Source organism: Sodalis sp. RH19 (genome assembly GCF_047324215.1).
Lineage (GTDB): Bacteria > Pseudomonadota > Gammaproteobacteria > Enterobacterales > Enterobacteriaceae > Acerihabitans.
This window is the reverse complement of record NZ_CP178734.1, coordinates 2,715,219-2,727,114: the sequence shown is the minus strand read 5'-3', so window position 1 is coordinate 2,727,114 and position 11,896 is coordinate 2,715,219. Positions and strand designations below refer to the sequence as shown.

Below are 11,896 nucleotides of genomic sequence, written 5' to 3'. Positions count from 1 at the left end.
AATGAGTATCTTCATTCAAATAGTGACTACACAATCCGCATCAGCCCAAATTAACCCGCCATCATGATTTGCAACCGGCTGATTATACGTAACTCTATGATTTCAATATCATACTGAGGGTTTTTAAATCCCTCGGCTTTATGGCTGTACGGGTTCAAATCCCGTCCCGGGTACCACGCCTGAATTCGTAATAAAAACAAAGTAGTATGAACAAATTGATACCGCGGATAGGCGGTTTTTTTATGCCTGGGATTTGCCGCCAAAACCAGAATATGACTACATCCTGACAATGCTGATTTATTGTGACGATGATATCGCCTGAAATATTAGATGAATACACTGATTTTGCAAAGATTGAACGCCACGGAGGCCATGCGGTGACGCCATGATCCGCTGGTATTCAAGCCACGTTTACTTTTTTTGGCCGACCGCCAAGCTTGCCATTCGCCTTTGAGGCAGCGCGTTTCTTCTCGGAGGTCGCGGAACCTCCTTTGCGGCCAAGTTCGCGTGCCATCCATTTGCTGGTTCCTGTATAGCCATCCATTATCGCCGGGATAAACACATCGGCGTCAATAGCCGGGAAGTAAAGTCCGTTCCCCAGAGGCGTAATCTCTATGTCTGTCAGTTCCGCAGCGCTAGCAGTGCTTAATCCCTGAACAATCGCCGGCGGTATGGCCAATTCGATACCAGATACTAATGTTACGATGACGCGTTGCGATTTGGCATCATAGCGGGCCGCAATGGCACGTAACGGGCTATTCATCGTTTCCTGGCCGCGCTGCACGGCTGCATCGATTTGTGTTTTAGTTGCCATGGATTTGCTCCCATGCTGACTGTAGTTGTGGCAGTTGTTTAAGAAGCTCCTTCTCGATCTCCGCGAGTTCCTTAGGTTTTACGCCAATCATTTCTCTCAGCTCAATGTTGTCTTTTAGCAAAACAAAAACAACCTGGCCATTGGTTCCTATAACATGTACATGCGGAGGTAAATGATCCATGGTGTAAATCATCACCCGCCATCCTTTAAACCTGAAAATTGTTGGCATGGGCAACCTAAACCTAAAGGTTTGGGTTATTTTAGATGGCATTTTGTAAGAATGCAATATGCGGGATGCGCTAGTGAGAATGGCAGTTTAGCGCTGAATAATGACTACCGCCGCCGCAATCACCCAGATAAACCCATATGATGGTTTATAAGGTGCTGTATTTATTCAACGCCTTGATTTATATAAAGCTATGAAGGTTTTTAAAATCCATCGGCTTTATGGCTGTACGGGTTCAAGTCCCGTCCCGGGTACTACCCGGAATTCGTAATAAAAACAAAGTAGAAAAGCAGGTTGATACCGCCGATAGGCGGTTTTTTATGCCTGGGGTTTGGCTTTCATAATATCATTTCAAAATAAAAATACTAAGGCTACTCACTTTGTCCCAATGATCTGCGACCTGCAAAAATAGCTGTCGAGTTGATAAATAAGCGCGGTTTAACCGGGTTACTCATGCATCTTTACTCGCGAGACACACAAGTGCAGGGAAGCTATGGGAGAGTACCGCAGTCATCAGGCTGCAACCAATCGGTGCAGCTGTGAGGTATCGACTTCTTTTTGTGCTACCCAAAGGCTGTAATTATCTTGAGGATTGAGCCAAAACTTCGCCGAGCTGCCAAGCACCGCCGAAAGTTTCAGGGTCATTTCCGGCGATACCGCGGAATGTCCGCTGTCCAACCGTTGCGCGGTGGCGGGGCGGCATGCAGCGCCCGCGAGAACTGATATCAAGAGCAATGGACGCTGGTGATGATGCCTTCCTTGTTGGACATAAAGTTCAGCCGTTTCGGATCAAAGTCCATAGTGACGGCTTGGCCGGGCTTGATAAGGCGCATGGGCATTGAAAAACGCATACCGTCCAGGACGCTTTCGGGTTTGCCGATCAGGTTCCTGAAATTGTTAGCCATGCAGGTGTCATCAGCGGTAAGCGGTTTGACCGCGCTTTGCGTGGCGGCTGATTTTTCCGCACCGCTGCAGGCGGCAAGCGAAAAGGCGGTAAGCAACGCGGCAAAAATTGTGGTGTGCATGCAAAGTCCGGTACGCCGTTTCATGTTTAATCACTCCTTATTGGTTTTTTTCATCGTGGCGTAAGTTTGCAAGCCCGCGTGCGGCACGATGATGCTATTTTCGGTTAATCAGTGCCATGATTAGCACCAGGGCGGGCATCAATACTGCGTCAGGTTTTCTATGCTAACTCAATAATTAAACAAATAAAGAAGCGTATTATGTATAAGGCTTTATTTATTTTATTCAGCATGGTGCTCGCAACCATGCTGGGGGCTGTTCAAGTAGCTACGCACGCAGCACTAACGACGGGCATATGATGGTAACCGAGTGTAAACCCGACATTGATAATGATACGGGCATGATCCGTTATACTGATGCCCATGGTAATGAACAGCAGAGCAATAAAAATGATGTTAAGCAGATGCTGAAGATTAATTGACCCTCCAGCCCCGGGGGAGTAGCTGACATGGACGCCGTCCCGTGGGCGCGGATGTTGTCAGAGGATAAGTGGCCGTCGTCTCCAGTATTGCCCGCACACCGCCGGACATCGTGTCCTTCTGACGGCGGTGGATACATTCTCCCGCCGCCGGCTCGATGTGCAGGCTACGGCAGCCGCCGTCATCTCAGCCTACCGCCAGGGCGATAAGAACACATAGCGTGAATAAGCCGAGCAAAAACATATGCCAATCGAATTTGACTTGCATAGTCGTTACCTCCCTTCGCGTCAGTCGCTTTATCATGGCTGATTAACGCGCTACGTGCTGTGACTTATTTACCAGAATCAAGGCGGCGTCATGGCAGGCTATAACCAGGGGTGCGCCGTCGGCATGCCGTCAGCGGGTCGGGAGAGGCGACCTGGAGGCTAAAGCAGGACAGAGTGCTGTTTTAACTCGGGCCAGCGGATGGCGCTTCGGGCGATGCGATTGCCGGACGACGGTGAAAATGGGTGTTATCTGCCGCCGCTATTTCAGCCTGATGGTCATATCCCATGACATGTCGGCTACCTTTATCCTTTTCCAGCTGTATAACAATGTCGTCCAGAAGGTGATGCGGCGATGCCGTACTGAGGTTTTAAGGCAAAACGTATGGCTGATAAAATACCCATGCTTGCTTAAGATCCGGCTCAGGCTTTTAACCCGCCTTTCGTTAAGCAAATGCGTACAAAAACTGACCTGCGCGTAATTGTTGGTATGCAAATAATCTAATGTCCTGATAAATGATCTTATCAGCCTTATGGCGTGCTTCGGATCGGTCGGGATAGACGACGGCTTCATATGCAGAGTGACATGATTGGTCCGTTTGTCGATAAACTCATAGGATTCAAAGTGACCAGTCATGGATTTTATTCTGTAAATCAAAAAGATGATGACTGTTAGACCGATTCCTGACCCAATAAGCACAAACGCCGCATATGCCATCTTGATGACCTTGAGTGAATGAATTCTCTGTTATATCGGCACCGTATTGTGAAGATTGAAAACATACATAAAAAAATAGCAAGAAACCGGATCATATCGCCAATGCATGGCAATGGCTCGGTGGATCCATCACGCCCGAACGGATGCTAACCCGCGCGAGCCTTCCCCTGCAGCTGCCGCTTCCCTCGGAATACAGCGCAAACAGGATCATGCCTTACATAATAATGACGGGCAGGCTTGATCATGGTTAATGCTAAGGATTACATTGATTGGTAAAGACGTTGTGGCCATGAGGACAAACGTCGGTATCCGCAGGAATGATTCTGAACAAGGAGCCCGCAGCCCCACTACAGCCCGTTAACAGTAGCAGGCTTAATGCAATGGGGAGGATGAGTAATTTCATCGTAAATCCTGGCAAGTGGCAATGATCAAATCATAGCACTTATACCGAACAGATTGCGGGTCGTTTGTCAGTGTCACCTTATCCGGTGCGGAAAGGCCGGGCAAGGCGGGTATTGCTTTCAACGCTACGGCCGCACGATTTGTCCTGAGAGGATGCAATCGTGACGATATATCAACTTAACATCCCAGAGGCTGAAAAGGGACGGCATAATAGATCACTAAAAATTCTTTTTATTAACAAACTACCAAAACATTTTAAACAAGATGCCGCCAAAGATAATACCGCCAAGTACAAACAGCCAGCAGATGCGTAATAATACGTCATCGGTTTTTTGGGTTATGTCCATCATTTTTCCTTAGCTCAATTGTGATATCTGTCACTATTTTATGAGTAACTTTTGCTAAAAATAGTGACGTGCATCACATATACTTAATTTGTCATACAATTCTTGAGGAGAGTTATCCCGTTTGAAGCTGCTGAATCCTGTGCTTGGGTTTCGGGGCGGACAGGATGACCCAGCAACAGCCGGTGACAGGATAAAAAAACGGGCATAAATGCCCGTACGCCAAAGGAATCAGTAGGAAACCAAAATAAAACAAAGGAATGCGGTAAGACAATCGCATAAAATGATTAAATATTTATTAAACATAATTAAATTGGCTATATTTTAATGATTATTGAATAAAAGTAGCGCCGGGATGGCAACCAGACCGGCAATAGAAACATGAGAAGAATATTAACGATATATATGCTATTGCAATTAGCGTATTAATGATGAGTAATTGTAATTAGGGGCCGCTTACGCGCTGATGAATGAGCGTATTCTTTTACCGCGCGAATAACGAAAAATGCTAACAGCCCGGCGCTGGCTGGGCTGTAGCGACAGGTTAGGCGAAAAACTCTACCTTTCCGCCGTTCAGGTGATACATGGAACCAATGATTTTTATAGTGCCCTCGGACTCAAGTTTATGAAGAATATCGCTTTTCCTGATTTCCTCAATAGTGAGTTTTACGTTGGTCGCCGCTACCGCATCGACAAATTCATCATTACTGCTCACCCTCTCCTTGGTATATTCTGTTTTATCAATGGCTGGTTTGATTTTATCCAGCAGACCCGTCAGGTTACCCAACTCAACATTATCGATAGCGCCTTTCACCGCGCCGCAGGCAGTATGCCCCATGACCACAATAACTTTGGCCCCGGCCGCAGCACAGGCGAACTCGAGGCTGCCGAGAATATCGGCATTGGAAATATTGCCCGCGATCCTGCTGTTAAACGCTTCTCCAATGCCCGTATCCAGGATGATTTCCGCTGGCGCGCGGGAGTCGATACAGCTGAGAATCACCGCCGACGGATACTGTCCAGCCGCGCTGGCGCGTTTTTGCGCCAGGTAGTCATGTTGATGCGCTTTCCCCGTTTGAAAGCGGATATTGCCTTGCTTGAGACCCTCGATGATTTGATCCGGGGTCATCTTATCGCGCTCTGCTTTACTCAATGCGGCTGCATAGGATAGTGAGGGCAAGCCCATGCCTACAACGCCCGCTATCCCTAAAACGGAAAGACCCGCGGCGCGTTTTAATACGGTGCGCCGAGCTGGTTCGGCTGAATGCGGTATATCGGTTTGCATTATAAACTCCTGTAGCCAGGATAATCCCAACGGCTGAGTGAGGTGATATGAAAGTGGTTTTACCCGGGCAGGGTGACACTGCGTTTTGAATACGGACGCAAATGAACCTTACCGAATAAGTTATTATCATAACGTCATAACCGCATTTATTTCATGAAGATTTCATTTTTAAACAACGCATTGTGTTGTTTTTTTATTAATTGGAATGTATGTCACGAATATTGTCTATATAAGGTAATTTATTTAAATGCTGCATTTATATTATTGTTGGATTTTATTTTCTAATGTTTAATTTTTTTTATTCTGAATTTCAATGAATGAAATCAATATATTTATACCCTAAGTTATAACAACGTTCACCTTTAGCCATTGGTAAAGGATGCTATCGGCGAGCCGCCGTGCCGATACAGGCATGAAGGGGCGATTCACCGCGGGGTTGTGCGCCGGCGTGGCTATGGGCCGCGCGCCTGGCTTGCGGTTAATCTCTCTCCCACTAATCCATAAATTAAATTTACCGGCAATGTTCACCCGCAGTGATGACATCGCGATTATCCAGCGCAGGTTTTATTAACATCGGCAAAGCGACGTGGTTAACGAGGGGTTTTCGGGGGGCAAGCAAAAGCGCGCAACCCGGCGTCCATGCCAGGGTTGCCGCGGGGCGGTTTAGTTAATCGTACCGGTCTGCTGGGTTTGGCCTGCTGGCGCGGTCGTGGCCGCAGAGGCTGAGTCGGGCGCGACGGCCTGGGTGTTGGTGTCAGGCGCGGTGATGGGCGCCGGCGCCGCCTCCGGGGCTGGCGTCGTAGCGCCGGACGCCGATGCGCCGGAGCCTTGGGCGGAATCCGGTGCCGCCGCCGGGGTATTTTCCGCCGGTGCGGCAACTGGCATCACCACCGGCGGGGTGGCTGTGGCGGCAGATACGTTTACCGGGATGCCGGCGCGATTTTGCAGGGCGGCATTAACCAAATCCTGATTGACGACCTGGTCGACCAGCACTTTGCTCACGCTTACCGGCAGGGTAATGGGCACCGGCTCGTTAGAATTGAACTGCTCTTCTGTGGAAGACAGGGGATTATGCACTTCGAGATAACGGGTGCCGTCAGGTTCAACGGTCGCTTTAACCGGTTCGTCGATAAATTGCACCCGGGTGCCGACCGGGACATGATCGAAGAGATATTTGATATCGTCGGCACGCAAACGTACGCAGCCGTGGCTCACGCGCAGGCCGATGCCGAAATTGGCATTGGTGCCGTGGATGGCATACAGGCGGCCGACATAAAGCGCATACAAACCCATCGGATTATCCGGGCCGGCCGGGAAGACTTCGGGCAACGTTTCGCCGCGCGCCGCGTATTCCGCATGCATCGCCTTGGTCGGCGTCCAGGTTGGGCCATTTTTCTTGCGCTGTACGCTGGTCACCCAGTTAACCGGCGTATCTTTGCCCAGTTCGCCGATGCCGATGGGCAATACAACTACCGTATTGGTGCCTTTGGGGTAGTAATAAAGACGCATTTCCGCGCTGTTTACCACGATGCCCTCATGCGGCGTATCGGGCAAAATCAATTGATGGGGAATAATCAGCTTGCTGCCCGGCAACGGCAGGAAGGGGTCGACTCCCGGATTGGCCTCGATCATATTGCTCAGGCCCATCTGGAACTGCGCGGCAAAATGCTCCAGCGGTAACTTGCTGTCCTGGGGGATGGCTATTTCCAGATTTTCCCCTACCAGGCGGCTGGTGCCGGCCGGAAGAGGGTATACCACGGCAAAGGCTGAGTGACTGAAGGCAGCCATTGCCAGAATTACCGTAAAGATTGCACGCATATTCATTTTCATAGTTAGTCAGATGTTATCGCCACACTGGCAGTAATTGGAAAGTTTATTCCGGCTCGCGGATGACCGGATGGGCATTATATGTTCACAACGGCCAAAGAGGGAAATAATATGTGTAACCTTGGGTACAGCAGTCTGCTGGCGGCAAGCGGCGCGGCGCTGGGACATGGCCCCGCGCGCCTTGGATATTGTTATTTTCTTACAGCGGGTTACAGAGAAAATAAGAGCATTATCCATGAGCCAACATGTGGTAATCATGCTGCACGGCATGGGAAGTCAAGGCGACGGTATGGCGCCGTTGGGCGGCATCTGGCGGCCAAATCTGCCGGAAACGGCGTTTGCGGCGCCGGACGCGCCTTTTTCTTTTGAACAGGGACCGGGCCGCCAATGGTTCAGCATTACCGGCGTCACGGAACAAAATCGCCCGGAACGGGTAGCGGCGGCCAGGCCCGCATTCGATGCCACCCTGAGCCGGCTGATGACGGAACATGGCCTGGCGGGACGGGCGGACTGGGCGTGGACGTCACCTCCCATATTCCGCCCGGGCTGGGCCATAGCCTGAACGCGGACAGCGTGGCGATGGCGGGACGTTTTATCGCCCGGATACTGGCGGTTGGGCAATGACATCCGGTTATTGCGCGCCGGCGCTCCTTCAGTTTAATGCTTGAAGCGCGGCGCCGGATGTGGCTTATTACTATTAACCCCCCGATTAAACAGGATGTGGGTCGACGGCACAGGGCCTCCCGGCAGCGGGCGGGCCTGGAGCGGGAAATCATCGGGAGAGGCATCAGCACGGGATATAATAAGCTTCTAATAGCTGGCAGGAGGAAATATGGCACTGCACGAATGGGAACGCCGGTTTAAAGAGTATTTGGAGAAACACTTTCCGCAAGACGATAAAGCGCACGATCTCGCTCATTTCAGCCGCGTATGGCATACCGCCCAGAAGATAATGCATCTCTCGGCCGCCGATGAATTAACCGTTCTAACGGCGTGTTATTTTCATGATGTGGTCAACCTGCCGAAAAACCATCCGGATCGTCATCTGGCGTCCAGGCGAGCCGCCCGGGAAACAATAAGGATCCTGGCTCAGCATTTTCCGGATTTTCCGGCCGGCGCTTATCCGGGCGTAGCCCATGCCATCGAGGCCCATAGCTTCAGCGCGGGCATCACGCCCGAGACCCTGGAGGCGAAAATCGTCCAGGACGCCGACCGGCTTGAATCGTTGGGCGCCATCGGCCTGGCGCGCGTATTTCATGTGGCGGGGCAATTGGGCCGCGGCCTGTTCCATGCGGAGGACCCGCTGGCCCTGCATCGCCCGCTTGACGATGCCAGTTATACCTTTGATCATTTCCAAACCAAATTGCTGACCCTGGCCGATAGCATGCAAACGGAGATGGGGCGCACAATGGCGGCCTACAACATTGATTATCTGGTCACGTTTATGAGTAAGCTGTGCGCGGAGCTGAAAGGGGAGTACTACCAGTTGGATGAAGAGACCCTGGCGCGTTTTCGTGTGCGGTCATAGTCCCCGGGGCCGCCGGTTCTCCGGCGCGGTTCGCCATGAGCCGGACGCCGGGGGAAACGCTATTTCAGCAGTAACGGAGGACGACTGACGATCTTGGGCAGGTGCGGCATTAGCAGGCTGGAATCGATCCATTTATCGCCATCCCAGCGATCGGTGCTATTTAACGGCGCCAGCAGCGTCATTGACGGCGGCAGCGCGGTCAGGAAATCAATGCGGATCGTCACTCCGTCGCTAATGCGATAAGCGGTCTGGCCGCGTAAATCGGCCACCGCCTCCCAACGCTTACCGTCCAGCGATCTGACCAGCGCCATATTGGCTGCGGGCAATACCGGTTTGTCCTGATAGCTAAAGGCGGGCAGTCGCGCTCCGGCGCAGAGATGTTCCACGGTGGCGCAAAGATATTCCCGCGTCACCGGATGGGCGCAGTACGCGACAATCCAGCCGGAATGCAGCGCCATGCCCTGTTTATCAAGCTTGGCATTGGCAAAATCGGTTGAGTATTTATTTTTCTGGATCATGGCGTCGTCAGAGTCAGTTATCGCTGCGTTATGCGGTAGGCTACTGGCCCGCCGCATCACCGGATAATAGTGAATAGGCGTTAAGTATCGGGCTAATTTATCAACTTGTCATCAAAAATTCACGGCAAAAAAAATTCATTTTAAAAAGTACTATAGCGTGCCATTCCCAATATAAGGCATGTGTAAGGCGCAACAGCGGTTTTAACCCATATGGGCAAGGCGTTCGCGTTGAGCTTGTGTCTCTTCAATTTCTTTTACCCTTTGGGCCTTTGACGTATGCCATCATGGCTTGTACGCTGGAAGGACAGGCAGCCGGCCTGGCCCATCCCCGGCCCGGCCGATAACCGCCCACGGGCGAGGAGGAGTGATATGGCTTTTGAAACCGGCGATGTGGTCCAGCCGATTAAAGGCGGACCGGCAATGAGCGTGGTTAAGGTAGAAAACGGCATCGTATTCTGCGGCATGATGGATTCCGGCGTGGAGAACGCGAAACAGTTCAAACCGGAAGAGCTATCGTTGTATAAGGAAGACGGCGACTTCGGGGTTTGCTGACATCAGCCTGTCCGCGGCGCCGCAACCCGGCGCGGCCCCGCGGATAATTCACGCGGCGCTGCGGACGTTGTCCCTTGCATCGCATCAATGATTCGCTTATTTTATAAGCAGTTTGCCGCCAGGTTACCCCGGCAGGTCTTCTTGTTAATATTCTGTAGAATAAAAAACCCGTGTGAAAAAGAGCCGTTTTGTTCAGCGCGACAGGGCGTATCGGGAAACGCTGGGTGACGCTCAGTTCGCGATTGCGGTACTGGCCATAGCAGCGGGTACGCTTATCAGCTTTGTCATGGTAGTGACGCTGTGGATTATCTGAGTCCGCAGCGGCAAATGGAGGGAACAGACATGGAAAACAGCAGTCTGGATGATACCAAACTGATCGCCATTATCGGGTTGTTAATATCGGTCTTAATCGTGGTGTCGGTATTATTCGGCATCGCCTATTTTTATGACGTAAGGCATAACCCCCCCGCGGTGGATGCCGGCGCCTGTTATAACGCTAACGCACGGGCGGAATCTTCGCTTTAATCCGCCCCTTGCCGGCGGGAAGGGGCGGCCGGCAAGGGCGCCCAGCCGGTTATCCGACCACGCGCCGTGCCGGCATGCGTGTTCGCCCCTGCATCAGGCCGGCATGGCCCGCTCATCAGGCAGGCTATCTTCAAGCAGGCCTTTCAGGCGTATCTGCTGGCTGCGAATTTCCAGCGCCAGGGGTTCATAGAGCGAACGGCAGCCGTTGACATCCTGCATGCCCAGCAACCCGAACGGCTGATGCTTCTCGCCGCTCCAGCTACGGTAGTCCGCCACCGGATAAATACAAATCCCTTCCACCGCCACGTCGTTTTTCATGGCCAGGACGGTTTGCTCGAAGATATAGCGCATCCAGGGTACGCGCATATCGCTTTGCGCGCCTGTTTCGGCGATAAGCAGCGGCCGCTGATAGCGCTGGGAGATTTCCCGCAGGATGGTGGCGAAAGGCCGGTAGTGGCTGTCTTCGAAATCGATGGCCCCGCCCTGGTGGAACCATTGGTTACCGGGGCGGTAATTAACGCCCAGAATATCCAGGTAGCCAGGGCCGCCGCCAAGCTCCGGCCGCAGTTTGCCGCTGAGCATATCCCAGACGTCAAACTGGGCCAGCCGCAGCGTTTCCGCATCCAATTCCTGCTCGGGCATGCCCTCGGGCGCGTTGATATGCACCACAGGCTCAGGCTGGAGGAAGCGCGCCGATGGGTCCACCGCGCGAATGGCGTCAATGGCGGCCAGGGTTGCCTTGACCAACTGTATTTTCAACGCCTTGCCTTTATTAGCGGCCATGGGCTGAATATGCGCCATGTCGCCGCCGGCCCAGGCGAGGAAAGAAATGGCGTTTATCGGCGTATAACAGGGCGCCGCGATGCCTTCGTCGCGCACCCGCGCGGCCACCGCGCCGGCAAAACGCGCAAAGCGCTCGATAAAGTCGGGTTGCCATACATCGACATGGTCCGGCCAGCCGAAATGGCACAGATCCCAAATCACCTGGACATGGTTCACCTGCGCGGCATGCAGCATCGGCAAAAAGCTCGACCAGTCGTATTGGCCGGGAACCGCTTCGATCAAATGCCAGCGCAGGCCGTCGCGCACGGTGGTGAGGTTCTGTTCCGCCAGCTGCGCGTAGTCCTTCGCGGCCAGCATCTCATGGCCACTGGAGAGAATCAGGTCCAGGCGGCGCCCGTCACCGCGCACCTCGGTCGAGCAGTCAAAGCCCCCCTGCAGGAAGCTTTGGAACAGCGACGGTTTATACATGGGTGGTATTTCATGCGTGATTTGATCTTGCATCGGACTTCCCCCCTTTCCATGACAGCCTTTACCTACCGAGGCCGTACGACATATCATTTAAAGTAGACAGGTTACGATCAATAAGGTTCTGGCTATCGCCTACTTTGCGATCCTCATTACAAACTTAGCGGGCGCACAACCGCCATCATTATCATCCGGGCAGGCAAT

General features: G+C 52.3%; 15 protein-coding genes. 7 read left to right on the top strand and 8 right to left on the bottom strand.

The window, feature by feature from the left end; genetic code table 11:
• Positions 1 to 400: 400 nt before the first annotated feature.
• The 4 genes from ACL2XF_RS12270 to ACL2XF_RS12255 all read right to left on the bottom strand — a co-directional run bounded on the left by ACL2XF_RS12270 (position 401) and on the right by ACL2XF_RS12255 (position 2,065).
• Positions 401 to 814 (bottom strand): DUF2442 domain-containing protein, encoded by a 414-nt coding sequence (locus tag ACL2XF_RS12270; RefSeq protein WP_410015795.1) that lies wholly within the window; start codon positions 812 to 814, stop codon positions 401 to 403.
• The gene (locus tag ACL2XF_RS12265) at positions 804 to 1,007 is read right to left on the bottom strand and encodes a DUF4160 domain-containing protein (RefSeq protein WP_410015794.1); all 204 of its coding nucleotides are present in this window, start codon (positions 1,005 to 1,007) and stop codon (positions 804 to 806) included. Before ACL2XF_RS12265 ends, ACL2XF_RS12270 begins: the two co-directional genes overlap by 11 nt.
• A 546-nt stretch (positions 1,008 to 1,553) precedes the next feature.
• Positions 1,554 to 1,685 carry a hypothetical protein gene (locus ACL2XF_RS12260; RefSeq protein ID WP_410015786.1) on the bottom strand — a complete coding sequence of 44 codons (132 nt, stop codon included), beginning with the start codon at positions 1,683 to 1,685 and terminating at the stop codon, positions 1,554 to 1,556.
• A gap of 80 nt (positions 1,686 to 1,765) precedes the next feature.
• On the bottom strand, positions 1,766 to 2,065 hold the full coding sequence (locus ACL2XF_RS12255) for an I78 family peptidase inhibitor (protein ID WP_413728676.1): 300 nt from the start codon (positions 2,063 to 2,065) through the stop codon (positions 1,766 to 1,768).
• Between the two features lie 212 nt (positions 2,066 to 2,277).
• On the opposite strand from ACL2XF_RS12255, the gene ACL2XF_RS12250 reads away from it, so the two are divergent.
• Together ACL2XF_RS12250 and ACL2XF_RS12245 are read left to right on the top strand one after the other, a co-directional pair.
• Complete coding sequence (locus tag ACL2XF_RS12250) at positions 2,278 to 2,484, top strand: YgdI/YgdR family lipoprotein (protein ID WP_413728809.1); 207 nt, start codon at positions 2,278 to 2,280, stop codon at positions 2,482 to 2,484.
• A gap of 1,542 nt (positions 2,485 to 4,026) precedes the next feature.
• Positions 4,027 to 4,179, top strand: coding sequence for a hypothetical protein (locus tag ACL2XF_RS12245; protein WP_413728675.1), 153 nt, complete (start codon positions 4,027 to 4,029; stop codon positions 4,177 to 4,179).
• Between the two features lie 574 nt (positions 4,180 to 4,753).
• Here ACL2XF_RS12245 and ACL2XF_RS12240 read toward each other — a convergent pair.
• Both ACL2XF_RS12240 and ACL2XF_RS12235 read right to left on the bottom strand, forming a co-directional pair.
• Positions 4,754 to 5,494 carry a carbonic anhydrase gene (locus ACL2XF_RS12240; protein WP_410015783.1) on the bottom strand — a complete coding sequence of 247 codons (741 nt, stop codon included), beginning with the start codon at positions 5,492 to 5,494 and terminating at the stop codon, positions 4,754 to 4,756.
• Positions 5,495 to 6,157: 663 nt separating this feature from the next.
• Positions 6,158 to 7,324 (bottom strand): L,D-transpeptidase family protein, encoded by a 1,167-nt coding sequence (locus tag ACL2XF_RS12235; RefSeq protein ID WP_410015782.1) that lies wholly within the window; start codon positions 7,322 to 7,324, stop codon positions 6,158 to 6,160.
• Positions 7,325 to 7,556: 232 nt separating this feature from the next.
• Between ACL2XF_RS12235 and ACL2XF_RS12230 the strand changes: the two genes are divergently transcribed.
• Entirely contained in the window at positions 7,557 to 7,883 is a 327-nt protein-coding gene (locus ACL2XF_RS12230) for a hypothetical protein (protein ID WP_410015781.1), read from the top strand.
• A gap of 270 nt (positions 7,884 to 8,153) precedes the next feature.
• Positions 8,154 to 8,849, top strand: a complete 696-nt coding sequence (locus ACL2XF_RS12225) for a phosphohydrolase (protein WP_410015780.1) — start codon at positions 8,154 to 8,156, stop codon at positions 8,847 to 8,849.
• Between the two features lie 59 nt (positions 8,850 to 8,908).
• Here ACL2XF_RS12225 and ACL2XF_RS12220 read toward each other — a convergent pair whose 3' ends face one another.
• Positions 8,909 to 9,367 carry a tail fiber assembly protein gene (locus ACL2XF_RS12220; protein WP_410015779.1) on the bottom strand — a complete coding sequence of 153 codons (459 nt, stop codon included), beginning with the start codon at positions 9,365 to 9,367 and terminating at the stop codon, positions 8,909 to 8,911.
• A 369-nt stretch (positions 9,368 to 9,736) separates the two neighbouring features.
• Here ACL2XF_RS12220 and ACL2XF_RS12215 point away from each other — a divergent pair, with 369 nt between their 5' ends.
• The 3 genes from ACL2XF_RS12215 (at position 9,737) to ACL2XF_RS12205 (ending at position 10,444) form a co-directional block, all read left to right on the top strand.
• Positions 9,737 to 9,919, top strand: a complete 183-nt coding sequence (locus ACL2XF_RS12215; RefSeq protein ID WP_410015778.1) for a DUF2158 domain-containing protein — start codon at positions 9,737 to 9,739, stop codon at positions 9,917 to 9,919.
• A 172-nt stretch (positions 9,920 to 10,091) separates the two neighbouring features.
• A complete protein-coding gene (locus ACL2XF_RS12210) occupies positions 10,092 to 10,232 on the top strand; it encodes a hypothetical protein (RefSeq protein WP_410015777.1) in 141 nt (46 codons plus the stop codon).
• A gap of 29 nt (positions 10,233 to 10,261) precedes the next feature.
• A complete protein-coding gene (locus tag ACL2XF_RS12205) occupies positions 10,262 to 10,444 on the top strand; it encodes a hypothetical protein (RefSeq protein WP_410015776.1) in 183 nt (60 codons plus the stop codon).
• 93 nt (positions 10,445 to 10,537) lie between these two features.
• Here ACL2XF_RS12205 and ACL2XF_RS12200 read toward each other — a convergent pair whose 3' ends face one another.
• Complete coding sequence (locus ACL2XF_RS12200; RefSeq protein ID WP_410015775.1) at positions 10,538 to 11,728, bottom strand: beta-glucosidase; 1,191 nt, start codon at positions 11,726 to 11,728, stop codon at positions 10,538 to 10,540.
• Positions 11,729 to 11,896 lie beyond the last annotated feature (168 nt).

Excerpts from the sequence above, each read along its gene's own strand:
- ACL2XF_RS12200 (WP_410015775.1), bottom strand. The coding sequence starts at position 11,728 with ATGCAAGATCAAATCACGCATGAAATACCACCCATGTATAAACCGTCG.
- ACL2XF_RS12230 (WP_410015781.1), top strand. The coding sequence starts at position 7,557 with ATGAGCCAACATGTGGTAATCATGCTGCACGGCATGGGAAGTCAAGGC.
- ACL2XF_RS12265 (WP_410015794.1), bottom strand. The coding sequence starts at position 1,007 with ATGATTTACACCATGGATCATTTACCTCCGCATGTACATGTTATAGGA.
- ACL2XF_RS12270 (WP_410015795.1), bottom strand. The coding sequence starts at position 814 with ATGGCAACTAAAACACAAATCGATGCAGCCGTGCAGCGCGGCCAGGAA.
- ACL2XF_RS12225 (WP_410015780.1), top strand. The coding sequence starts at position 8,154 with ATGGCACTGCACGAATGGGAACGCCGGTTTAAAGAGTATTTGGAGAAA.
- ACL2XF_RS12235 (WP_410015782.1), bottom strand. The coding sequence starts at position 7,324 with ATGAAAATGAATATGCGTGCAATCTTTACGGTAATTCTGGCAATGGCT.
- ACL2XF_RS12220 (WP_410015779.1), bottom strand. The coding sequence starts at position 9,367 with ATGATCCAGAAAAATAAATACTCAACCGATTTTGCCAATGCCAAGCTT.
- ACL2XF_RS12205 (WP_410015776.1), top strand. The coding sequence starts at position 10,262 with ATGGAAAACAGCAGTCTGGATGATACCAAACTGATCGCCATTATCGGG.
- ACL2XF_RS12260 (WP_410015786.1), bottom strand. The coding sequence starts at position 1,685 with ATGACCCTGAAACTTTCGGCGGTGCTTGGCAGCTCGGCGAAGTTTTGG.
- ACL2XF_RS12215 (WP_410015778.1), top strand. The coding sequence starts at position 9,737 with ATGGCTTTTGAAACCGGCGATGTGGTCCAGCCGATTAAAGGCGGACCG.
- ACL2XF_RS12240 (WP_410015783.1), bottom strand. The coding sequence starts at position 5,494 with ATGCAAACCGATATACCGCATTCAGCCGAACCAGCTCGGCGCACCGTA.
- ACL2XF_RS12255 (WP_413728676.1), bottom strand. The coding sequence starts at position 2,065 with ATGCACACCACAATTTTTGCCGCGTTGCTTACCGCCTTTTCGCTTGCC.